Annotated in this window: 16 protein-coding genes, 1 tRNA gene and 2 pseudogenes; 11 read left to right on the top strand and 8 right to left on the bottom strand. The window is 55.8% G+C overall.

The window, feature by feature from the left end:
• Positions 1-94 precede the first annotated feature (94 nt).
• The 5 genes from tuf to PT275_RS01860 form a co-directional block, all read right to left on the bottom strand.
• Positions 95-1,297 (bottom strand): elongation factor Tu, encoded by a 1,203-nt coding sequence (tuf, locus tag PT275_RS01880; protein WP_277151823.1) that lies wholly within the window; start codon positions 1,295-1,297, stop codon positions 95-97.
• Between the two features lie 167 nt (positions 1,298-1,464).
• Positions 1,465-3,594 carry an elongation factor G gene (fusA, locus tag PT275_RS01875; RefSeq protein WP_277151821.1) on the bottom strand — a complete coding sequence of 710 codons (2,130 nt, stop codon included), beginning with the start codon at positions 3,592-3,594 and terminating at the stop codon, positions 1,465-1,467.
• 33 nt (positions 3,595-3,627) lie between these two features.
• A complete protein-coding gene (gene rpsG, locus PT275_RS01870) occupies positions 3,628-4,098 on the bottom strand; it encodes a 30S ribosomal protein S7 (protein ID WP_277141807.1) in 471 nt (156 codons plus the stop codon).
• Between the two features lie 5 nt (positions 4,099-4,103).
• Positions 4,104-4,475, bottom strand: coding sequence for a 30S ribosomal protein S12 (rpsL, locus tag PT275_RS01865; protein ID WP_277141808.1), 372 nt, complete (start codon positions 4,473-4,475; stop codon positions 4,104-4,106).
• 448 nt (positions 4,476-4,923) lie between these two features.
• Positions 4,924-5,940 carry an adenosine deaminase gene (locus PT275_RS01860; protein ID WP_277151819.1) on the bottom strand — a complete coding sequence of 339 codons (1,017 nt, stop codon included), beginning with the start codon at positions 5,938-5,940 and terminating at the stop codon, positions 4,924-4,926.
• 170 nt (positions 5,941-6,110) lie between these two features.
• Between PT275_RS01860 and PT275_RS01855 the strand changes: the two genes are divergently transcribed.
• On the top strand, positions 6,111-7,475 hold the full coding sequence (locus PT275_RS01855) for an aldehyde dehydrogenase family protein (RefSeq protein ID WP_277153618.1): 1,365 nt from the start codon (positions 6,111-6,113) through the stop codon (positions 7,473-7,475).
• 96 nt (positions 7,476-7,571) lie between these two features.
• Here the strand turns inward: PT275_RS01855 and PT275_RS01850 are convergent, their stop codons facing one another.
• Positions 7,572-8,297 carry a potassium channel family protein gene (locus tag PT275_RS01850; protein WP_277151816.1) on the bottom strand — a complete coding sequence of 242 codons (726 nt, stop codon included), beginning with the start codon at positions 8,295-8,297 and terminating at the stop codon, positions 7,572-7,574.
• Between the two features lie 173 nt (positions 8,298-8,470).
• Here PT275_RS01850 and PT275_RS01845 point away from each other — a divergent pair, with 173 nt between their 5' ends.
• Positions 8,471-9,427 carry a DUF4236 domain-containing protein gene (locus PT275_RS01845; protein ID WP_277151814.1) on the top strand — a complete coding sequence of 319 codons (957 nt, stop codon included), beginning with the start codon at positions 8,471-8,473 and terminating at the stop codon, positions 9,425-9,427.
• An 83-nt stretch (positions 9,428-9,510) separates the two neighbouring features.
• On the opposite strand, the gene PT275_RS01840 is transcribed toward PT275_RS01845, so the two are convergent.
• Positions 9,511-9,586 (bottom strand) — tRNA-His (locus PT275_RS01840).
• A gap of 275 nt (positions 9,587-9,861) precedes the next feature.
• On the opposite strand from PT275_RS01840, the gene PT275_RS01835 reads away from it, so the two are divergent.
• Together PT275_RS01835 and PT275_RS01830 are read left to right on the top strand one after the other, a co-directional pair.
• Complete coding sequence (locus tag PT275_RS01835; protein WP_277151812.1) at positions 9,862-10,755, top strand: formate/nitrite transporter family protein; 894 nt, start codon at positions 9,862-9,864, stop codon at positions 10,753-10,755.
• A gap of 209 nt (positions 10,756-10,964) precedes the next feature.
• On the top strand, positions 10,965-11,990 hold the full coding sequence (locus tag PT275_RS01830) for an aminotransferase class I/II-fold pyridoxal phosphate-dependent enzyme (protein WP_277151810.1): 1,026 nt from the start codon (positions 10,965-10,967) through the stop codon (positions 11,988-11,990).
• A 169-nt stretch (positions 11,991-12,159) separates the two neighbouring features.
• Here PT275_RS01830 and PT275_RS01825 read toward each other — a convergent pair whose 3' ends face one another.
• Entirely contained in the window at positions 12,160-13,545 is a 1,386-nt protein-coding gene (locus PT275_RS01825) for a glycosyltransferase (protein ID WP_277151808.1), read from the bottom strand.
• A gap of 236 nt (positions 13,546-13,781) precedes the next feature.
• On the opposite strand from PT275_RS01825, the gene purT reads away from it, so the two are divergent.
• From purT to purD, 7 genes and pseudogenes are all read left to right on the top strand, one after another.
• Positions 13,782-15,053 carry a formate-dependent phosphoribosylglycinamide formyltransferase gene (gene purT / locus PT275_RS01820; protein WP_277151806.1) on the top strand — a complete coding sequence of 424 codons (1,272 nt, stop codon included), beginning with the start codon at positions 13,782-13,784 and terminating at the stop codon, positions 15,051-15,053.
• A 375-nt stretch (positions 15,054-15,428) separates the two neighbouring features.
• The gene (purC, locus tag PT275_RS01815) at positions 15,429-16,178 is read left to right on the top strand and encodes a phosphoribosylaminoimidazolesuccinocarboxamide synthase (protein WP_277151804.1); all 750 of its coding nucleotides are present in this window, start codon (positions 15,429-15,431) and stop codon (positions 16,176-16,178) included.
• A gap of 136 nt (positions 16,179-16,314) precedes the next feature.
• Positions 16,315-18,813 (top strand): annotated as a pseudogene (locus PT275_RS09200) (phosphoribosylformylglycinamidine synthase); the annotation flags it as partial.
• A gap of 141 nt (positions 18,814-18,954) precedes the next feature.
• Positions 18,955-20,289 (top strand): annotated as a pseudogene (locus PT275_RS09195) (phosphoribosylformylglycinamidine synthase subunit PurQ); the annotation flags it as partial.
• Between the two features lie 103 nt (positions 20,290-20,392).
• Entirely contained in the window at positions 20,393-21,958 is a 1,566-nt protein-coding gene (purF, locus tag PT275_RS01805) for an amidophosphoribosyltransferase (RefSeq protein WP_277151802.1), read from the top strand.
• Position 21,959: 1 nt separating this feature from the next.
• The gene (purM, locus tag PT275_RS01800) at positions 21,960-22,997 is read left to right on the top strand and encodes a phosphoribosylformylglycinamidine cyclo-ligase (protein ID WP_277151800.1); all 1,038 of its coding nucleotides are present in this window, start codon (positions 21,960-21,962) and stop codon (positions 22,995-22,997) included.
• Between the two features lie 251 nt (positions 22,998-23,248).
• A complete protein-coding gene (gene purD, locus PT275_RS01795; protein ID WP_277151797.1) occupies positions 23,249-24,574 on the top strand; it encodes a phosphoribosylamine--glycine ligase in 1,326 nt (441 codons plus the stop codon).
• Positions 24,575-24,634: the final 60 nt, after the last annotated feature.

Here is a 24,634-nt window from a genome sequence, read left to right as displayed (position 1 = left end):
CAAACATTTGCAAAATCGGCCTAAAATACAATTGTGCCCCGCAACCTTAGTGCGGGGCACAATGCTAAGTCGAACTACAACTTATGTTTTAGAACTACTCGATCACCTTGGTGACACGGCCTGAACCAACCGTGTGACCGCCTTCGCGGACTGCGAAGGTCAGGCCATTCTCCATCGCGACGGGCTGAATCAGCTCGACGGTGAAGGTGGCGTGATCGCCAGGCTGAACCATCTCGACGCCTTCCGGCAACGTGATGACGCCGGTGACGTCAGTGGTGCGGAAGTAGAACTGCGGACGATAGTTGGAGAAGAACGGCGAATGACGGCCGCCCTCATCCTTCGTCAAGACGTAGACTTCGCCCTCGAACTTATGATGCGGGGTCACGGTGCCGGGCTTGGCCACAACCTGGCCACGCTCGACGTCGTCACGGTTGATGCCGCGGAGCAGCAGACCGGTGTTGTCGCCAGCCTGAGCCTCATCCATCTGCTTGTGGAAGGTCTCGATGGAGGTGACGGTGGTGGTCTGCGTCGGACGAAGGCCAACGATCTCTGCCGGTGCGTTGACCGGGATACGGCCACGCTCGACACGGCCGGTGACCACGGTGCCACGGCCGGAGATGGTGAAGACATCTTCGATAGGCATCAGGAACGGCTTGTCAAGGTCGTGGACAGGGGTCGGGATGTAATCGTCGACGGCATCCATGAGTTCCTTGATGGTCTGGACCCACTTCTCGTGATCCGGTGCGTCATCATGCAGAGCGCCATAAGCGGAAGTGCGGATGACCGGGCAGTCACGATCAAAGCCGTTTTCTTCGAGAAGGTCGCGGACCTCTTCTTCGACGAGCTCGATAAGCTCTTCGTCGTCGACCATATCGCACTTGTTGAGCGCAACGAGAATCTTCGGCACGCCTACCTGGCGGGCGAGCAGAACGTGCTCGCGGGTCTGAGCCATCGGGCCATCAGTGGCGGCGACCACAAGGATCGCACCATCCATCTGAGCGGCGCCGGTGATCATGTTCTTCACGAAATCGGCGTGGCCGGGGCAATCCACGTGAGCATAGTGGCGCTTGGCCGTCTGATACTCGATGTGGGCGATGTTGATTGTGATACCACGCTGCTTCTCTTCAGGAGCAGCATCAATCTGATCGAAGTCATACTCCGGGTTGAGGTCGGGGTACTCTTCGTGCAGCACCTTCGAGATGGCCGCGGTCAGGGTCGTCTTACCGTGATCAACGTGGCCAATGGTGCCGATGTTAACGTGCGGCTTGGTCCGCTCGTACTTTTCCTTTTCTGCCATTACTTTGTCCTCCTGGACGTTTCGTAGTTATTCCCGAGCTTTCAACCTCGGGATACTCGCTACAGTTTACTGGGTTTCTGGGTTACCTGCCACAAAGTGCCCGAACCCAGTCAGTAGTAAAAAATTTTAATGCTGACTGGAGACAGACACGCCTTGGGCGAAGTATTTTATTCGCCGCGCTGGGCCTTGATGATCTCCTCGGAGACCGCCTTCGGCACCTCTGCATACGAATCCATTTGCATGGTGAACATTGCGCGGCCCTGAGTCTTGGAACGCAGATCACCGATATAGCCGAACATCTCGCTCAGCGGGACCTTCGCCTCGATGACCTTGACGCCGGTGGCGTCCTTCATTTCGGTGATGTTGCCACGACGGGAGTTGAGATCGCCCATAACGTCGCCCATGTACTCCTCAGGGGTACGCACCTCGACGGCCATGATCGGCTCGAGGATGACGGGCTTTGCCTTCGGGGCCGCGGTCTTGAACGCCATGGAACCGGCGATCTTGAACGCGAGCTCGGAGGAATCGACATCGTGGATCTGGCCATCGGTGACGGTCGCCTTGACGCCGACCACCGGGAACCCGGCGAGCACGCCGGACTCCATGGCCTCCTGCACACCAGCATCGATCGAAGGAATGAATTCCTTGGTGATATGGCCGCCGGTGACCTCGTTGACGAACTCGTAGTCCTTGCCCTCGGCGGGGTCGATTGGCTCGAAGTTCATCAAGACCTTTGCGAACTGGCCGGAACCACCCGTCTGCTTCTTGTGGGTGTATTCCTGGTTCATAACGGCCTTGCGGATGGTCTCGCGGTAGGCGACCTGCGGGTTGCCGACGTTGCAGTCGACGTTGAACTCGCGGCGCATACGGTCAACGATGATATCGAGCTGGAGCTCGCCCATGCCGGAAATCAGCGTCTGGCCGCTTTCCTCATCGGTCTTGACCTGGAAGGTCGGGTCCTCGTCGGCGAGCTTCGCCAGAGCGAGGCTCATCTTCTCCTGATCGGCCTTGGTCTTCGGCTCCACAGCGACCTCGATCACCGGGTCCGGGAAGGTCATGGACTCAAGGGAAATCGGAGCGTTTTCGGCGCACAGGGTGTCGCCGGTGGAAACGTTCTTCAGACCAACGAGCGTGTAGATGTTGCCGGCTTCGGCAGCGTCAACGGGATTCTCCTTGTCGGCGTGCATCTGGAAGATCTTGCCGACACGTTCCTTCTTGTCCTTCGTGGAATCGAGCACGGTGTCACCGGGCTTGATGGAGCCGGAGTAAACGCGCACGAACACAAGCTTGCCATAGAAGGGGTGGGTCGAGATCTTGAAGACCAGCGCGGCGAACGGATCGTCCATCGTGGGTTTGCGGTCGATCTCCTGGGACTCGTCACCGGGCTTGAAGCCAACGATGGCGGGGACGTCCTCGGGGCTGGGAAGGTAATCAACCACTGCGTCAAGCAGCGGCTGAATGCCCTTGTCCTTGAAGGCGGAACCACAGAGGACCGGATAGGCCTTGCGCTCGATGGTGAGCTTGCGGATACCCGCGCGGATCTCCTCTTCACTCATCTCACCAGAGTCGAGGTACTTCTCCATTAGATCGTCGTCGGACTCGGCCACCTGGTCGAGAAGCTCAGAACGATACTGCTCAGCCTTGTCCTTCAAATCATCAGGGATATCGACGGTATCGTAGTGAGCACCGAGATCGGTGGTGACATCATTCCAGACGTAGGCCTTCATACGGATGAGATCGACCATGCCGACGAAGTCGTTCTCGGCACCAATTGGCAGCTGGACGACCAGCGGGACAGCTCCGAGCTTCTTCTTGATGGTATCGACGGAGTAGTAGAAATCGGCTCCGAGCTTATCCATCTTGTTGATGAAGCAGATGCGCGGCACGCCGTACTTGTCAGCCTGACGCCACACGGTTTCGCTCTGGGGCTCAACGCCCTCCTTGCCATCGAAGACGGCAACAGCGCCATCGAGCACGCGCAGCGAACGCTCCACCTCGGCCGTGAAGTCCACGTGGCCGGGGGTGTCGATGATGTTGATCTGGAACTTCTTGTCGGGATCATGGGTCTGACGGTTCCAGAAGCAGGTGGTCGCAGCAGACTGAATGGTGATGCCACGTTCCTTTTCCTGGGCCATGAAGTCCATGGTCGAGGCGCCTTCGTGCGTCTCGCCGATCTTGTAGTTCTTGCCGGTGTAGTACAGAATACGTTCCGTACACGTTGTCTTACCGGCATCGATGTGAGCCATGATGCCGATGTTGCGGACCTCATTGAGGTCACTGAGCACATCAAGTGCCATAAATGTTTCCTTACCTTAACTCGTCTAGCGAAATTACCAGCGATAGTGAGCGAAGGCCTTGTTGGCCTCGGCCATCTTGTGGGTATCCTCGCGGCGCTTGACGGAAGCACCGAGGCCGTTGGAGGCATCGAGGATCTCGTTGGCGAGACGCTCGGCCATGGTCTTCTCACGACGCTTGCGCGAGAAGTCGGTCAGCCAGCGAAGGCTCAGGGCGTTCGCACGGTTGGGCTTGACCTCGACGGGGACCTGATAGGTCGCGCCGCCGACACGGCGGGAACGAACTTCGAGGGACGGGCGGATATTATCAAGTGCGCGCTTCAAAACGGCGACGGGTTCCTGATCGGTCTTCTCCTTGACCATGTCAAGTGCGGAGTAGACGATGTCTTCGGCGATCGACTTCTTGCCGTCGAGCAGGATCTTGTTGATGAGCTGAGCGACCACGGTCGAGCCGTAGATCGGATCAGGGAGCAGCTGATGCTTCTTGGATGGTCCTTTACGTGACATATCTCTTACTTCGCCTTCTTTGCGCCGTACAGGGAGCGTCCCTGCTTGCGGTCCTTGACACCCTGGGTATCGAGCGCGCCGCGCACGATGTGGTAACGCACACCAGGAAGATCCTTCACACGGCCACCGCGGACGAGCACGATGGAGTGCTCCTGCAAGTTGTGGCCCTCGCCCGGAATATAGGCGGTTACTTCGATGCCGGAGCTCAGGCGCACACGGGCGACCTTACGCAACGCGGAATTCGGCTTCTTCGGTGTAGTGGTATACACACGGGTGCACACGCCACGACGCAGCGGGCTACCCTTCAAGGCCAAAGTCTTGGATTTCTTTGACTTTGCCTTACGTCCTTTGCGGACAAGTTGTTCTATAGTAGGCAACTTCAGTTCTCCGATTCGTAGATCTTTATTTCTTGCGGAGCCGCCTCGCTGCAGCCCCAATCGACGAATCGAAATGAGACAGCCACAGTCCACCGGCCCGATGGCCCTTCGCTCTCCTGCCGCCGCATTGCTGCGCGCAATCTAACAAGTTCCGGGATATCCCAGTGCCCACGCCTGTTACATAAGGCATGCCACTGGCACACACAAGTAAGTAGAATACCACACTCCCGCGGACAAACCGTGTTGCGGGAAATAACAGATATTCGTCTACTTTAGCTTTCAACAAACGTCTAATATCTTGTCAACATAAAAAACGTAGCCTAGGAAAAAATCAAATAATTATTTTCCTAGGCCACATTTTCAAGCAGACACTCCGACCTGTGCGACATCACTTGCTTGGAATCACCGGGCAGCGATGTTTACTCAGCATCCAACGATAAGCCCCTGCTCAATTCTTGGCGACATAATCATCCAATTGAGCCAGGTAAAGTGCCTTCTTTTCGTCACTGATCCAGGAAGCTTCGAAGGAATTTCGTGCCAGTTGAACGACCTGATCTCGGCTTAGTCCGAACTGATCGGCCAGCGCGTAGTAATTGTCGCTGATGTAACCGCCGAAGTACGCCGGATCATCGGAGTTGACACATATCTTGACACCCTTACCGAGCAGTTCCACAATCTCCTCGCCCTTCATTTCTGGGCGTACGAAGGAGTTCGAAAGCGGGCAGGAAGTCATACCGATGTTGTGGCTGACAGCGAAATCGACCAAGTCTGGATCTTCTACGATATTGGTGCCGTGGTCGATGCGCTCCACACCCATGATTTCCAACGCCTGACGAATGTGGTCGATGGAACCGACCTGGTCGATATCGCAATGGGCTGTCAGATGTAGTCCCGCGGCGGCGGCATCCTCGTACTGACGCGCGAACTTGAGCGGCGGATTGTTGTGCTCATCGGAGTCCAGTCCGATGCCCAGAATCCAATCCTTAAACGGCAATGCCTCAAGCAAGGTCTTACGTGCCGATTCTTTTGAGAAATCGCGTAGGAAACACATAATCAGATCAGCGTCGACATTCAGAGCGCGGGCATCGACGATGGCACGATGCAACCCGTGAATCACGGTTTCGAAAGCGATGCCGCGGGAGGTGTGGGCCTGCGGATCAAAGAATATCTCGACGTGACGCACATGGTTGGCGGCAGCACGCCGGAGGTAGGCAAAGGCGAGATCATAGAAATCCTGTTCGTTCTGCAACACATTCATGGCAGGATAATACACAGCCAGGAACGAGGCGAGATCGTCGTATTGGTAGGTCTTGCGGACCTCTTCAATCGTGCTTTGGCCAATATCAACGTGGTTGCGCTTGGCCAATTCGAGCTTCAGTTCGGGTTCCAAGGTCCCTTCGATATGAAGATGAAGCTCGGCTTTGGGCAATCCCTGGATAAATTCGCGTGTAACTTCGGTGGTCATGAACATGCCTTTCCAATAAAGATAAACAGCGCTGACACCACGAATGTAGCATGTTCCCGAGCCAGAAAATCCAACATCGTAATGACAACTGTTACGTTCGTCGTTCGCCATGGACATATAGAGTTGAGCATACCGACGAACGCACGATGAAGGACAGGAACATGATGGATATGAATGAGACCGTAACCGGGCTTCACCACTTTTTCACTACCGATCAAACACTGTCTTTGGCATGGCGCCGCGAGCAACTCGAACGTATGAAACGCATGATCACTGCTCATCGAAAGGATATCGAGTGGGCAGTGTATCTCGATCTTGGCAAGCCGGCGGCCGAAACAGCGTTGATGGAAATCAAGCTCGTTCTCGACGAGATAAAATTCGTCAAGCCGCGTTTAGAACGTTGGAGCGGGCGACACCATGTGGCTATGCCACTTTTGATGCAGCCGGCGAGAAGCTGGACGATAGCCGAACCCAAAGGCGTCGTTCTGGTGATTTCGCCGTGGAACTATCCGCTGATGCTGAGCCTTGAACCGATGGTCGATGCCATCGCGGCCGGCAACTGCGTATGTCTCAAGCCTTCCGAGCTCTCCCCCAACACCAGCGCATTGTTGGAAAAGCTTATCGACGAATATCTCGATCCCCGCGCGTTTGCCGTCGTCCAAGGCGCAGTACCCGAAACCACAGAGCTGTTGACACAACCGTTCGATCATATTTTCTATACTGGAAACGGCAAAGTCGGCTCGATCATCATGACGGCAGCGGCGAAACACCTCACGCCGGTAACTCTTGAATTGGGCGGTAAATCCCCTGTGTTTGTAGACGCGAGCGCCAATCTCGATGTCGCGGCCGGACGCATCGCCTGGGGCCGCTTTACGAATGCCGGCCAGACCTGTGTGGCGCCGGATTATGTTCTGACCACTCCTGACTTGGTCAAACCCTTGGCACAGAAAATCGCCACTTTCACGCGAAAATTCTTTGGTGACAACCCCGCTGAATCCGCCAGTTACGGACGTATCGTCAACACCAAGCAATTCGATAGGCTTGCCAAGTTGCTGCCGGACGGCGCAAAAACATTCGACGGCGGCAAAACGGATCGCGAGCGCCTCTACATCGCCCCGACTATCCTCACCGATGTCCGAGCTGACGACCCCGTGATGAAAGAGGAAATCTTCGGTCCAATTCTACCGATTATTGCCGTGCGCAACGCAAAAGAGGCGGTTACGTTCATCAACAAACGCCCGAAACCGTTGGCGTTATATGTATTTACCCGTTCCAAGGCCACCCGGCAGCTCTTCGAACGGCATACCAGCTCAGGCGCGCTCGGATTCAACCTGCCACTTGGACACTTGCTTTCCAGTCGTCTGCCCTTCGGCGGCGCCGGGGCCTCCGGCATGGGTTCCTACCACGGCAAAACCGGTTTTCTCGAGTTCAGCCACGTCAAAACCGTGACCAGCAAGCCAACGTTCCCGGATACGTTGAGACTGACTTATCCGCCGTATCCAAGGTTCAAAAACGCAAAATCGACTTTGCGGTAGCCGATAACTTGAATTGTCTTTCGGCCGGTCTCGACACCATCGTTGGACTATGACCTTATACCGGCAAATGAGGGACATTATCTTATTGGACATACCCTAATTAGAAGGAACGTCGCTATTCTCCTTTTCCAGCATCTGCTCGATATGCTCGAGACGCTGTGACAACTCCTCGATCTGCTGACGTGTTATTTCAGTGTTCTTTTCCTCGTCGACGCTTACCTGGTCGACGATCCACGAGCCAAAAGTGCCTGTGACAACACCGATAATGCCGATACCGGCGACCATAAGAACAAACGCTATCACCCTTCCGGTCGCTGTGACCGGGGCATAGTCGCCATACCCCACCGTGGTGATGGTGACGAACGTCCACCATAGCGCGTCCGGCCACGTTTTGATGGTGGCTCCTGGCGCGTAACGCTCCTCGTCAAGTACGGCGAGAGAGCCTACGATTACCAGAAGAACGGCGCATGCAACCACGTAAATCACAATTTTGCCCCGAAGTGCCATGCCGCTGGTCTTGTGCAGCGCATTCAGTGCGCTGAGAACGCGCAACGCCCGCAATGGTCGGATGATCGGCAATGCCACAACAGCCAAGTCGAACAGATGCGATTTGAAGAAATTCCATTTGCCATCGGCAAGCAGGAAAGAAACCACATAGTCAATGGCAAAAAGCAGCCAAAGCGCATTCATCGACCATTCTGAGACACTGCCCCAAAACCCTCTTGGTTCCGCGAGAATCTGCCAGGCATAAATCACAAGAAAAACAACCGAAAGAATCGTCAATGGCCATTCGGTAGCCGACTCCCATCTTTTCAATCTCATATCATCATTCTCTTCATATCACAAGACGTATTACGTTTCGATAACGCCTCCAAGGTAAGGCCGCATAACGGGAAATAACGCTCTGACCTTATCTGACATCGCTTTATTGACGAAATTTCGCAGATATTGCAGTAAACTAGACATGGCACCATCGCCAAACGAAAGAGAAGATCATGGGATGGAGATTGAGGAAGAGCGTCAATTTAGGCAAAGACCTGCGCGTCAACATTGGCAAAAAAGGAATAACCGGGCTCACTGTTGGCAAGCACGGGGAGCCACATGTCACGGTCAACAAAAACGGCGCCACGGTCGGCGCCTCCATACCCGGCACGGGACTGTATTATTCCGAGCCGTTGAAAAGCGCCACCACGAGCACAGGTACCGCAGAAGGCGGAATAAATGCAGATGCCAACACTATGAATGCAGCGAACCCCGCTCCTACACAGCAATTGCCACCAGTGGGCGGATCTCCGAATAAGCACTTCCCAGAGAATGGCAAAGGAAAGGGAAATAAGAAACCAGGCTTTCTGAAACGTCATTGGAAGACCATACTGGCAGCTTTCATCGCGCTTATTATTGGCTTTGCCATGGGTGGAGGCGGGAGTTCCAACCCAAAGGATTCGACCGAATACAGAGAGCTGAACAACAGTTATCAGCAACTCGAAACCCAGTACCAGAAAAATGAAAAAGATCTGAATCAAACAAAGAAAGATCTCAAATCTGCGCAGGAAAAAGCCGACAAGTGGGATAAAGAACAAGCCGATCTGAAGGAGAAACAGCAGGCAGACGACCAGCAGAAAGCACAACAAGAAGCGGCTGCTCAACAGGATCAACAACAATCTTCCCAACAGGCCCTGCAACAAGCTCAACAACCTACTCAGAAGCCGGCCCAGCAACAGGCGGCACAACCTGCGAAACCAGCGCCACAACCTCTACCTGCACCTCAGCCCGCTACGCAACCTGTTCCACAGCCTCAACCTACACCTCAAGAGGTTCAAAAACCATCGATGGGCAAGGCACACGGCGGCGCATTTTGCACACCAGAGGGCGCACAGGCACAATCAGACCGCAGTTCGAATACATTGACCTGCCGTGTAGCATCCGACGGAAGACTGCGCTGGAAGAATTAACGTTATCCTAAATTAACTAATATTGGGTTGGACTCAAAATTCCAAAGACAAAATCCCCGGAACCTTGCGATTCCGAGGATTGATGGGGTGGCCAACGCGGTTCGAACGCGCGACCTTCTGAACCACAATCAGATGCTCTACCTGCTGAGCTATGGCCACCATCGAAGTCGGACACCGATCGTTTCAATGAACCAGATCAACATCCGCACAACAGATAAGAACTATACATGATTCTCAAGACCTTGGGTCATCGGCGCGTCGTAAAGAAAGCAATGACAAGCTATTTGTGACGTCTCTCACAACTGCCATGTGTTCTTGGTTACAAAAATACCATATTCCAACCAATCGGCGAACATACAGGCCCATAATGAAGTTCTACGAACTTTTTGGCGTTCCAATCAATCAATAGACAGAGCAAAAACACAGAAAGAACCATGGGAAAATTATCCGAAATCAAGACCACCATCGCCGAGGTCGAAAGGACCGAGGACGAGACCAGACCACTGTTCCCAGGACGCGCGTTCATCTCGACCGTGCTCGATGCGCTTGACAGCAAAGAGACCATGACCGGCAAGATGACCGGACGCTACATCCAGCGCGCAACCATGGCAGGCATTCTGGTCGGCGTCTTTTTCACCGCGTTCTGGGTCATCATGGGGGCAAGCTCCAAAGGCGGACCGGGGCTGCTGCTGGCGGGCAAAGTACTGGCCGGAACCACTTTCGGCTGGGCGCTGGTGCTCATCTACTACACCAATTCGGAACTGCTGACCTCCAATATGATGGTTGTCAGCGTCGGTGCCTATCACAAGCGCATCGGTTGGTTACAATCGTTGAAGCTCCTCGGCCTGTGCCTACTCGGCAATCTTCTGGGCGCGCTCATCGTGGCCGTCATCCTGCGCTTCTCGACCATCATTTCCGGGGCAAGTTATGACGTCATGCTCGCGGCGGCCAACACCAAACTCAACTATCTCAACTCCGCGGACGGGATCGGCGACCTCTTCGTGCGCGCGATCTTCTGCAACTTCTGCATCAACATCGCCATGCTCATGGTCTATAACGGCAAGCTTTCCAACGATTTCACCAAGTGCATCATCATGGTGGTGGCGGTGCTGGTCTTCACCTTCTGCGGCTTCGAACACTCCGTGGCCGATTCCGCGATGTTCCTCATCCTCGGTATGTATGGGGTAATCAACGCGTGGAAGGCGATCCTGGTGATCGTGGTGGCCATCCTCGGCAACCTCGTGGGCGGCGGTATCCTCATCGGACTCAATTTCGCGACCATGAACGACGAACGCGGCATCACCACGGCAACGGAAACAAACAAATAACACAAATTCAGACTTGCAGCCTTCGTCGCTTCTACCGTTCGGACAAGTCCAATCCTGAACAAAAGGGGTGTTCGCACTTCGATTGCCGACATCCCTTTTACCTTTATAAAAACGAAACCAGGTTTTCCACAAATCGCACATTTCCGTCCTTCATAACCACCGGTGGGATTATGGTGGGGCATATCCTCATACGCGAATTAAGGAGCAACATGCTGGATTTCACCAGTGATTACACGGAAGGCGCCCATCCCGAAATCCTCAAGCGAATGGCCGAGACCAATATGGAGCAGCTGCCTGGCTATGGATCGGACAAGTATTGCGATTCCGCCAAAGAAAAGATCCGCCAGGCTTGCGGATGCCCGGACGCCGATGTCTGGTTCCTCGTCGGCGGCACGCAGGCCAATCAGACGGTTATCGACACCATAACCCCGGCCTACGCCGGCGCAGTCGCCGCGACTAACGGACACATCAACGTCCATGAGGCGGGAGCCGTGGAATCGACCGGGCACAAAGTGCTCACGCTACCAAGCCATGAAGGCAAGATCGACGCGGCCGATTTAGACCAATACTGCAAGGATTTCTATGCCGATGGCAACTACACCCATATGGTCTTCCCCGGTTGCGTCTATGTCTCGCACCCCACCGAATACGGCACGATGTATACCAAGGCGGAACTCACGGCCATCGCCGAAGTCGCGCACAAATACGATATGCCGCTCTTCCTTGACGGAGCGCGCCTGGGCTACGGGCTCACCGCCGCCGGCAACGACCTGACGCTTGAAGACATCGCACGCATCGCCGACGTTTTCTATATCGGCGGCACCAAAGTCGGAGCCCTGTTCGGAGAGGCGGTCGTCTTCACCAAGCACAACACGCCCAAGCATTTCCTCACGCAGATCAAGCAGCATGGCGCGCTATTGGCCAAGGGTTGGCTACTCGGTCTGCAGTTCGACACGCTGTTTACCGACGGGCTTTACACGAAGATCGCCAGAAATGCCAACGTAATGGCTGATCAGATTCGCACGGCGCTCAAGGCCAAGGGCTATCAGCTTGTATATCCGAATATGACCAACCAAATCTTTGTGGCGATGGATCAACCGACCATCAACCGTCTTTCCCCGCAGGTCGCCATGGGCTTCCTCGAGAAGTACGACGACACGCATTCGGTGATGCGCATCTGCACCAGCTGGGCGACAACCCAGGAGCACACCGACCAGCTCATCGCGCTGCTGTAACATCTGCTGAAGCTGCTGATCATCCTGCTTTGTGTCGCAGATTCATGAACTAGTGCGACAAAAAGCAGGATTTTTCATGCTTTTCGTCGCGCCGAAATCCATACCGCGACCAAAAGCACGCTTTTTCATCTTTTTCCGTGCTTTTCGTCGCACTAACATGGATGTCTGTCTATTGACGCCGGGCGTCGGCGATGGCTTCACGCTCCATCACAACGAATTGACGGACGCACTGCGGCAACGCGTATTTCTCGCGTGCTTCCTGTGCGTATCTTGGCCCCCACTGTGCACGCTCTTGCGGATGTTCGATCCACCAATCGATGCGACGCGCGAGCGCCTTGGCATTGCGAGCCGGGGAAACCGAGGAATCGGTCAGCGCGAACTGGCTGGCGGCCGAAAGCGGCGAATCGGCGATAACCGGCACCAGACCGGAGGCGATGCCTTCGAGCACACTGAGCGATTCGATGTCGACGATGGAAGGGTGAACCAGCAAATCGGCCTGCCGCAACAGGTTCGGCATATCTTCATTGGCATGGAAGCCGATATGCGCAGGCCGGGGCAACAGCCGCCTGGCAAGTCGCCGTAGACGGAATTGCAACGGGCCGGTGCCGCAGATGGTCAGATCGATTTGAGAGGCATGCTTGCTTAACGCGATGGCACGAATCAGCGTCTCGTGGTCCTTTTCGTGGGTAAGTCGCCCCGAAGCGATGATACGGAACGCACGCTGAGAACCATGAGAGTCTTGAACTTCAGGCGCCGCGGCCAAGGAAACACGCCTTTTCGAAAACATGGGTCGAGTTCCATGAGAATCCTGGACCACGATCTCCGCGCTGTCGTCTTTGTCGACACCAGCTAGATCGCTGTTATGGCGTTCACTTATACCTCCATCCAAAGTTCTAATATCAGCACTTGTTCTACTGTGCTGGTCGCATTCATCATCTTCTTCATTATTAGATTCGGCTTGCGCAGGATGGAAACGGCTCGAATATCCGTTGGAGATAACGTGCAGTCGCGCATGATAACCGTGGGCGCGTAGCTGACGGGCAATCATCTGGCTCGGAGTGTGAATATGGCCGACATGCCGATACAACCAGAAATCGAACAGGTAGTAGATCAGCGACGGAATACCGGGGATATAACGCAACGGACCGGCCGAATACGTGACGTTTTCCGGTTGGAGGTGGAAGCCTGCGGTTACCGGAATGCCCATCGAACGCGCAATGGCCAGCGCACGCCTGCCGAACTTGAACGGCATGTAGATATGCACCGCGTCGACGTCCTCGAATGCCCGCCGGAAAACCACATCATCAGGCTGCGCAAACTGCATCTGCTGTTTTGCCGCAAGCCATGAAACGAACGGCAGATGGTGGACCTCGACCGGATAGTCCGGCGCACCTACGCCGACCAGCCTGACATGGTGTCCTTGTCGCTCAAGCTCTTTGGCATATTGCAACGCCGAATTGGAAGTGCCATTGCCCCTGTTGCCGACCGAATCCACGACCAGTGCAATGGTCAGTGGATTGTCGGCCTCGCCTGCAGCGTTTCGGGAATCTGGCATGGTTCAATCCTAACGCTGTCGAGTGATTCACGGCTACCGAAACACGTCAAGCGAATTTCGCGTTGGCTCAATGCCATTCTTGGTTATTTAATTGATGCATTTTCGGTTTCATTCCAATCCGTTAATGGCCAAAATCTTAATGACGTCTTCAAAAATCAGCATTGCGAACCTCACAATCCATCAATATCCATCGAACATTGACCTGCTTCGGGGTCATCCCATGCGACAATGAAATTATGAGCGCTGAAACTGCATCATCTTCCGCCAACTATCCGCTTGGCAATCCCGCTGCAAACCACCAAACGCGAGTGCTGCTTCTGGGCTCGGGGGAATTGGGACGCGAAATCGCCATCGAGCTGACCAGACTTGGCGCGTTCGTCGTTGCCGCCGACAGTTACGAGCACGCACCGGCCATGCAAATCGCGCAGGAAAGCCATGTGCTGGACATGACCGATCCTACGGCGTTAAGCAATTTGATTGCAAAAGTCAGCCCTTCCATCATCATTCCGGAAATCGAGGCCATCGCAACCGCGGGATTGGCCGAAGCGGCCTCAAACGGCGTTCAGGTGGTGCCCAGCTCCCGTATCGCGGCGATCTGCATGGACCGCGAGGCTTTACGAACCTTGATGCATGAAACGCTGGGTCTGCCGACCACGCCATACCGTTTCGCCGGTTCGTTCGACGAATTCAAAGCCGGCGCACAAACCGTCGGCTATCCGTGCGTAGTAAAGCCGGTCATGAGTTCTTCCGGACACGGACAATCTGTATTACGTTCGGACAGCGATCTTGAAAAGGCTTGGAAGGAGGCGCAGACCGGACGCAGGGATGCCAAAGACGGCGGAATTTCGCGGGTCATCGTCGAGGCGTTCGCACCGCTTGACTACGAACTGACCATGCTTACCGTCTCTTCCGGTGCGGGTATCGTGGTCTGCTCCCCCATCGGTCAACGCCAGGAAGACGGCGATTACCGCGAATCATGGCAACCGGCCCAAGTCGAACCCAACACGCTCGAAAAAGCGCAGGACATCGCACGCAAGGCTGTCGGCGGGTTGGTCGGCATCGCCCATAAGGACGGCGAACACGGCTGGGGCGTTTTCGGCGTCGAACTGTTCGTTTTGAAGAACGGCGAAGTCCTGTTCAACGAAGTCTCCCCGCGCCCGCACGACACCGGCATGGTGACGATGATCTCCCAGCATCTCAGCGAATTCGCGCTGCATGCCAGAGCCATTCTCGGCATTCCCGTCACCGAAACAAGCGTTGCGCTTGGCCTCAAAAACGGTGAGGTCGCAGCAAGCCATGCCGTCGTGGTCACCGGAAACGGCGAAGTAACCTTTACCGACATCCCTCAAGCCCTATCACAACCCGATACAGACCTGCGCATTTTCGGCAAGCCGATGGTAAACGGCCACCGTCGTATGGCCGTTACCCTGGCCATCGGCCGCGATGAGACGGAAGCAAGAGACAGCGCCGCAAAAACGGCGGAAAGGCTCAACCTCGCCATCAGTTGAATGCGCAGGGTCGAAACCGCACTTCGAACATTCATCTGACGTGACGTCAAAAGCCGGAAGTACGTATCAATCGTGACGACAGCTTTCAAAAACCGTCCGGTTACCGTTTAGATTTCCTCGCACAATTCCAATCACAACTTGACAACGGTAGGCGAAGAAATCCTTATCCGCCGCGGCAAGATGTAACAAGGAATTTACAATGTCCGAATTCGTTGAGAAACAACGTAACCACCAAAACTGTGCCAGATAAATAAAGTATTGATTGTCGCATTTTCGCAAATATCACTTTACCGACTTGTTGGCTTCACTTGGTATATTTTTGTTGTAAGTTCACCTCATTCAATCAATCTCGTTACTCTACGGGAAGGGCGAATCATGGAGAAACTGGATATGCTCTACAAGGGCAAGGCCAAGAAACTCTATTCAACGGATGACCCGAATGTACTCTGGGTCGAATATATGAATCAGGCCACCGCCGGCGACGGCGCGAAAAAAGCCCAGATTCAAGGAAAAGGAAGCCTCAACAACCGCATCACCACGGTGCTCTTCCGGCTCTTGGAGGCCGAGGGCGTCGAGACGGATTTCATCCGCCGCGTTTCCGACACCGAGCAGCTCAACGAGAAAATCACGATGTTCCCGCTTGAAATCATCATGCGCAACACCGCTGCAGGCTCCTTCGCCAAGCGTTACGGCATTGAAGAAGGCACCGAACTCAAGCGCCCGATCCTCGAATTCTGCTTCAAGTCCGACGAACTGCACGACCCGTTCATCAACGTCGACGGCATCGTGGCACTCGGTCTGGCAACAGACGAAGATATGGCTGAGGTTTCACGGCAGACCCGCGACATCAACGAAAAGCTCACCAAGATCTTCCGCGACATCGACGTGAAACTGGTCGATTTCAAAATCGAGGAAGGCAAGAACAAGGACGGTGAAATCGTCCTGGCCGACGAAATCACGCCAGACACCTGCCGACTCTGGGATATGAAAGATGGTTCCGGCAAAGTCGAACATCTCGACAAGGACCTTTTCCGGCGAAACCTTGGTGACATCATCCCCGCCTACGAGGAAATCTACAAACGACTGCTTGACCTGGCCAATCGCCGAGGCGTCAAGATCGAATGACATATCGCTCGCATACCTTCTCATAGGTATGCGAGCGTTTTTGGCTGTCGCCTGCAGGCCTTGCCTTTAATCAGCACGTTGTGCCTTCCGACTTTATAACTTCACCCTTCTTGATCAGTAGTGCTAAGGAATATCAGTGCTTTCAACAGTTTTTCGTGTGTATGTAGAAAAGAAACCCGGCTTTGACGTCGAGGCCTCCAACCTCGCCAACGAGTTGCGGGATGTACTCGGACTTACCGGACTCGATCACATGCGTATCATCAACCGATACGATGCACAGGGCTTGGAAGCCCGGCTTTTTAAAGCGGCCATTCCCACGGTTTTCAGCGAGCCTCCTGTCGATACGGCGAATCGGAATCTGCCCGATTTGCAAGGTGCGCAGGTTTTCGCGGTGGAATATCTGCCGGGACAATTCGACCAGCGGGCAGAATCGGCAAGCCAGTGCATCCAGTTGCTCGGCCAAGGAACACGTCCGGACGTTCGCACGGCGAAAATCTATGCGTTATACGGCGAGCTTTCGCCTGAAGATGTCGCAGCCATCAAACGCTATGTCATCAACCCTGTCGACGCGCACGAAACCGGCCTTGAGATCCACAAGACCTTGGAAACCGAGGTCAAAGTTCCGGACGACGTCGAAGTGATCGACGGGTTCAACGAACTTGACGACGCCGGATTGCAGCGTTTTATCGACCGGCGCGGGTTGGCGATGGATTTGGGTGACGCGCGGTGCTGCCAGGCCTATTTCCGCGGCGAACACCGCGAACCGACCATCACGGAAATCAAGGTCATCGACACCTATTGGTCCGACCACTGCCGTCACACCACCTTCGGCACCGAGCTGACACAAGTCAATATCGACGATGATGTGGTCAAAACTGCGTTCGAGCGTTATCTGAAAGTCCGTCAGGACTTGGGCCGCACCAACAAACCGGTGACACTTATGGACATGGGCACCATCGGCGCCAAGGAACTCGAAGCCAAGGGCGAACTGAGCGGACTCGACAAGTCCGAAGAAATCAATGCCTGCACTGTCAAAATCAAGGTCGACGTCGACGGCGAGCTCCAAGATTGGCTCTTTCTCTTCAAAAACGAGACCCACAACCATCCCACGGAGATAGAACCGTTCGGCGGGGCCGCCACCTGCATCGGCGGCTGCATCCGAGACCCGCTAAGCGGGCGCGCCTACGTCTATCAGGCCATGCGCGTCACCGGAGCCGGAGACCCGCGCGTTCCCGTTTCGCAGACGCTGGAAGGCAAGCTGCCACAACGCAAACTCGTTACCACCGCTGCACAGGGCTACTCCTCATACGGCAACCAAATCGGGCTTGCGACCGGACAAGTTGATGAAATCTATCATCCCGGATATGTCGCCAAACGCATGGAAGTCGGGGCCGTCGTCGGCGCGGCACCGGCGAAAAACGTACGTCGCGAAACTCCAGCACCCGGTGACAAGATCATCCTGCTCGGCGGACGTACCGGACGCGACGGCATCGGCGGGGCGACGGGCGCTTCCAAGGCGCAGGACACCGACAGCTTGGTGGAATCTGGTGCCGAGGTACAGAAGGGCAACGCGACCGTCGAACGCAAGCTGCAACGGCTCTTCCGCCGACGTGATGCCAGCGTGCTCATCAAGCGCTGCAATGATTTCGGCGCCGGCGGTGTTTCCGTGGCGACCGGCGAAATCGCCGACGGTTTGCAGATCGACCTTGACAAAGTCCCCAAGAAATACGAAGGCTTAGACGGCACGGAACTGGCCATTTCCGAGTCGCAGGAACGCATGGCCGTCGACGTGGCGGCCGAGGACGTAGACAAATTCCTACGCTACGCACATGAGGAAAACCTTGAGGCCACGGTCATCGCCACCGTCACTGAAGAGCCACGCATGGTCATGGATTGGCGCGGCAAACGCATCGTCGACCTTTCCCGCGAGTTCCTCGCCTCCAACGGTGCGGCCAAACATCAGAACGTCCGTGTGGTGCAGGCTAAAGATTATACGGTTCCAAAAGCTTGGAAATCCGGCGATTTCAAGCAGCGCTTGACATCATTGGTCAGCGATATCAACATCGCCGGCAACAAGGGCCTTGCCGAACGCTTCGATTCCACTATCGGCGCAGGCACGGTGCTCATGCCGTTCGGCGGACGCGAACAGCTCACGCCGAGTCAGGCCATGGTTGCCAAACTGCCGGTTCCCGGCGGACTGACCCACACGGCGAGCGCCATGGCTTGGGGCTTCAACCCGTATATCACGGAACGCAACCAGTTCGCGGGAGCCTACCTGTCCGTGGTCGAATCGGTGTGCAAGCTCGTCGGGACCGGCTTCACCAGAGAGAACGCCTATCTGAGTTTCCAGGAGTATTTCGGCAAGCTTCATCAGGACCCCGAACGCTGGGGCAAACCCACCGCCGCATTGCTCGGCGCACTGAGTGCCCAGCTTGACTTGAAGGTCGGGGCCATCGGCGGCAAGGACTCGATGAGCGGCAGCTTCGAGCAGGATGGCAAAGAGATGGACGTGCCGCCTACGCTGATTTCCTTTGCCGTGTCGATCGGAGACACGGCGCGTACGGTATCGCCGGAATTCAAAGGTTTCGGACATCGTATCATTCGTATTACACCAAAGCGATATGGGTACGACGGTGATTCCCAAAACCAAAGTGGGCAGGTCTCCACGGATCGGAATGGGCGAGATTCCGCAAGACGGAACGAAGATACCTCCACAAGCAGGGCGGGGAACGCTCCCATCCCCGGAAACGATATTGCTTCCGCAAGCGCCTACCGGCTTATCCCGAATCCTGACGATTTGCTCGACGTCATAGCGACCGTTGAACAACTGACCGCCGCCAACGAAGCTCTCGCGATTTCGACACCCGGGTACGGCGCCACTGCCGAAGCCTTGTTCAAGATGACTTTAGGCAATCAGTTCGGTGTCAGGCTGAACAACGACATCAACCTTGATGCCTTGTTCAAGCCTGCGTACGGTTCCTTTATCGTGGAACTGGCCGAAAGTGCCGAAGTACCGGAAAGTGATGGACAGCTCGACGTCGAAATTATCGGCACGACCACTGCTACCTACGAATTCGCTGCAGCCGGTGAGACCATCGATCTCGGTGAAGCTCAGGATGTCTGGGAATCGGCGATGGAAGAGATATTCCCCTATCGCAGCGAGAACACCGAAGACGGGGACATCAGAGCAGAAACCTTCCAAACAGCCTCAAACGGCTCTTCTACAAGGCTTTCCGCCAAAAATGGAATGGACGCGGAGACCATCAGCTATCGCAATGGTCGGCAGGCTTTCTACATCGGCAACCCGATCAAGGCCAAACCACGTGTGCTGATTCCCGTATTCCCCGGTAACAACTGCGAGTATGATGCTGCGGCTGCGTTCGCGGCGGCCGGCGCCGATCCAAAAACACTTATCGTCAACAATCTCTCCCCCGATGCCGTGGCACAATCCTCGCGCCAATTGGCCGAGGAGATCAGGGCCAGCCAGATCGTGATGATTCCCGGCGGTTTCTCAGGTGGGGATGAACCGGACGGATCAGCGAAATTCATTACCGCGTTTTTCCGGGCCCCTGCCGTGGCCGATGCCGTGCGTGACCTGCTGAACAACCGCGACGGATTGATGCTCGGCATCTGCAACGGTTTCCAGGCACTCATCAAACTCGGCCTCGTGCCCTACGGCGACATCGTCGAGCCGAGCGAGAATCAGCCGACGCTGACGTTCAACACCATCGGACGGCATCAAAGCCGCTTGGTGCGCACCCGCATCTCCAGCGACCTTTCGCCTTGGATGGCCGGTAGCGATGTTGGTGATATCTACACCATTCCGATTTCACACGGCGAAGGCCGGTTCGTGGCCACGACAGAGCAAATCGGGCAGCTTGCGAGCAATGGACAGATCGCTGCACAGTACGTGGATGAGAACGGCAACGCCAGTATGGACCTGGCTGACAATCCCAATGGGTCCATGGCCGCCGTCGAAGCGCTGACCAGCCCGGACGGCCGCATACTTGGGAAAATGGGACATTCCGAACGCCGCGGCAACGGACTGTATTTGAACGTTCCGGGCCGCGAGTTCCAGCCGATTTTCGAAGCGGGAGTTCGGTATTTCACCGGCAAAACGACAAAACAAGACGAGACAACCGAAACCGCCTACCTTAACGGCATCGCCAACCTGACCGATCCTGCCAACCCGACCGACGAAAGCGAGGCCTGAGATGTCATTCGAACTGGAAAACATTCACGAGGAATGCGGCCTGTTCGGCGTCTGGGGCCATCCCGACGCCTCGCGCCTGACTTATTTCGGCCTGCACGCCCTCCAGCACCGCGGGCAGGAAGGCGCCGGCATGGTCTCCAACGACCACGGCAGGCTTATCGGCCATCGCGGGCTGGGACTGTTGACCGAAGTGTTCCACGACGAGCACGAAATCGAACGGCTCACCGGCGACCGGGCCATCGGCCACGTTCGCTATGCCACCAGCGGTTCCAGCGGCATCGACAACATCCAGCCGTTCATCTTCTCCTTCCACGACGGCGACATAGCGCTGGCCCACAACGGCAATCTCACCAACTGCATCGCACTACGCGCCAAACTCGAGGACGAAGGTGCCATTTTCCATTCGAACTCGGATACCGAAGTGCTCATGCACCTGATTCGCCGATCGAACAAGCCAACATTCATCGAAAAACTCAAGGAAGCGCTGAATATCGTCCACGGTGGGTTCGCCTACCTGCTGATGACCAAAAATGCGATGATCGGCGCACTCGACCCGAACGGTTTCCGCCCGCTTTCACTCGGACGCATGAGCAACGGAGCCTATGTGCTCGCCAGCGAGACCTGCGCGCTCGATACCGTGGGCGCTGAGCTGGTTCGCGACATCAAGCCTGGTGAAATCGTAGTCGTGAACGACAGCGGCTATCAGATTCTGACCTATACCGACAAAACCCAACTGGCGATCTGCTCCATGGAATTCATCTATTTCGCCCGCCCCGACTCCAATATCTACGGTGTCAACGTCCATTCCGCCCGCAAACGTATGGGCGCGCGCCTTGCCAAAGAAGCGCCGGTCGACGCCGACATGGTTATCGGGGTGCCGAATTCCTCTCTTTCCGCGGCTTCCGGCTATGCCGAGGCCAGTGGCCTGCCCAATGAGATGGGACTTATCAAGAACCAATACGTCGCCCGCACCTTCATCCAGCCCACTCAGGAACTGCGCGAACAAGGTGTGCGGATGAAGCTTTCGGCGGTCCGCGGCGTGGTCAAAGACAAACGGGTCATCGTCATCGACGATTCCATCGTGCGCGGCACCACTTCCAAACGCATCGTTCAGCTCCTGCGCGAAGCGGGAGCAGCGGAAGTGCACATGCGCATCAGCTCGCCGCCGCTGAAATACCCTTGCTTCTACGGCATCGACATCTCCACCACCCGCGAACTGATCGCCGCACGCATGAGCGTCGAGGGAATCCGCAAGTACATCGGTGCGGATTCCCTGCAATTCCTGAGCCTTGACGGCCTTATTGAATCCATTGGCCTCAACGCCGACGCACCATACAGTGGTCTGTGCGTCGCCTATTTCAATGGCGACTACCCCACCGCTCTGGATGATTACGAAGACGAATTCCTCGCTTCGTTGAAACCCGAAGAACGCGAACGCCTGCCGCATTTCGCCAAATACGAAAGCCAGTACGTGGACAACGAGTACCACAGCATCGAATCGAATGCACACGGCGTCACCGGAGCAAACGCCACGAATACCATCAACACCACCACAGGGAGGGCATAGCATGCCTCAAGCATACGAACAAGCGGGAGTCAGCGTCGAGGCCGGTTACGAGGTCGTTCGCCGCATCAAGTCGCACGTCGCACGAACCAACCGACCCGGTGTTGTCGGCGGCATCGGCGGATTCGGTGGGCTTTTTGACCTGGCGAGCCTCGGCTATAAGGAACCGATGCTGGTCTCCGGCACCGACGGCGTGGGCACCAAGCTCGTGGTCGCCAAAATGGCTGGCAAGCACAACACCATCGGCGTCGACTGTGTGGCGATGTGTGTCAACGATATCGCCGCCCAGGGTGCACAACCGCTCTTTTTCCTCGACTACATCGCCTGCGGCAAGAACGACCCCGCCCTTCTGGAACAGGTCGTCTCCGGCGTGGCCGATGGTTGCGTTCAAGCCGAATCGGCGCTCATCGGCGGTGAAACGGCGGAGATGCCGGGCATGTATGCGACCGACGAATACGATCTGGCCGGGTTCGCGGTCGGCGTGGCCGAAAAGTCCGCGATTGTGGACGGTTCGGGCATCCGCGAAGGTGACACGCTAATCGGACTGGAATCATCTGGGCTTCATTCCAACGGATTTTCGCTGGTACGCGAAGCTCTGTTCAATGAAGCCGGGTACAGCGTCGACACGAAACTTGACGAACTCGGCGATGCTACCTTGGGCGATGTGCTGCTTACCCCGACGAAAATCTACGTCAAGGCACTCAAGCCGCTTTTCACCACCGGACTGATCAAGGGCGTCGCGCACATCACCGGCGGCGGGTTCATCGAAAACATTCCCCGCATGATCCCGGCAGGACTCGCTGCATCAATCAAAATCGGCACATGGAGCATTCCGCCGATTTTCGACATTATCGAACGTGCCGGCGGCATTGATCATCAAGAGATGTTCAACGTCTTCAATATGGGCATCGGCATGGTTTTGGCCGTCGATCCGGCAAACGTGGATCAGGCACTCAAAACCCTCGAATCAGTGGGCGAAACCGGCCACACCATCGGCTCAATCGTTCCGGATTCGCAACAGGGACGGGTCTTGTTCGTCTGATGAGGCAAGCTGAATGTCCGGAAACCGTTCATTCAGCGGCCACCAACGAATGGTTTCCGGCACAAACTGGTAATCATGTTGCAAACCGTTCATCAGGACTTGGCAAATGAAAGGTTTCAGCAGGCAACAGTGCCTGTACCTGGAATCGTTCACCTATACTTGGTATGGGTATCGGAAAACTTCCGGCGGACGAATCAAGAGGACACTCAACGACAAACCTCCACCGGCACAAACTGCGGAAAGGACATGAAATGGGTATGAAGATTTTGGTCATCGGATCGGGAGCACGCGAGCACGCCATTGCCACTACTCTGCTCAAGGGCGCCAGCGTCGACGAAGTCACCGTGGCTCCCGGCAATCCGGGCATGGAACTCGACGGCATCCGCACCACGCATATCGATCCGTCGAACCATGCGGCGCTGATTGAATTCATGCAGTCGAGCGGCTACGACTGGGCTCTGATCGGTCCTGAAGTTCCGCTGATACATGGTATCGTCGATGACTTCCACGAAGTCGGGCTCAAGGCCTTTGGCCCCACCCGAGCCGCGGCGCAGGTCGAAGGATCCAAGGAATTCGCAAAACAACTGATGGCCCGTCATGCCATCCCGACCGCTTCCTACCGTAGCTTCACCGACTACGAAGCCGCCGCTGCGTACGTTACCAAACACGGTGCACCCATCGTCATCAAGGCCGACGGACTTGCTGCCGGCAAAGGCGTAACCGTCGCACTCGATGTGCAAACGGCACTTGGCGCTCTTGAAAACATCTTCTTCGAGCGTCGTTTCGGCAACGCCGGACTCAAGGTCGTCATCGAGGAGTTCCTCGAAGGTCAGGAATTTTCGCTGATGAGCTTTGTCAACGGCACCGAATTCTGGCCCATGCCGATTTCGCAGGACCACAAGCGTGCCTACGACGACGATAAAGGCCCCAACACTGGTGGCATGGGAGCCTATAGCCCCGTTCCGCAAATCAGCGATGACACGGTCGAACAGGCCATCAACACCATCGTGCGCCCAACCGTTGAAGCGTTGGCCGAAGAAGGCATGCCATTCACGGGCATCCTTTATGCCGGTCTCATCGCCACTGACGAGGGCCCGAAAGTCATCGAGTTCAATGCCCGCTTCGGAGACCCCGAGACGGAGGTCGTGTTGCCGTTGCTCACCAGCGACCTAGGCGAAGGCATCAACGCAATCCTCAACGACGAACAGCCGACGTTCACCTGGCGCACGGACGCCACCGGACTTGGCGTCGTTCTGGCGGCCGACGGCTATCCCGACAAGCCGAAGAAGGGGACCCCGGTCCCGACTATCCCAGCCGACGCTGATTCCCATATCTATTACGCCGGTGTGAAAAACGCGAAGAACCCTGTAGAAAAGAAGACTACCGATTCGACCTCGTCAACTGGCCTGGTCTCGTCCTCCGGCCGCGTCTTGGTCTACGAAACCGTCGCCCCGACCCTTCAGGACGCCCAATCCAAGATTTACGACACCCTGAATGCCTTGGACACCACCGGCTTCTTCTACCGTCACGACATCGGTGCCAAGGCCTTGGAAGCCGTCGTTCCAGACAACAAATAATCCATCGAAAATATTGGGTACATGAACCTCGTTCTTCAGTGGTTTATGTACCCAATAATC

The organism is Bifidobacterium sp. ESL0745 (assembly GCF_029433335.1).
Classification (GTDB): domain Bacteria; phylum Actinomycetota; class Actinomycetes; order Actinomycetales; family Bifidobacteriaceae; genus Bifidobacterium.
The sequence above is the reverse complement of the archived record's forward strand: the minus strand, read 5'-3'. Positions and strand labels throughout refer to the sequence as shown.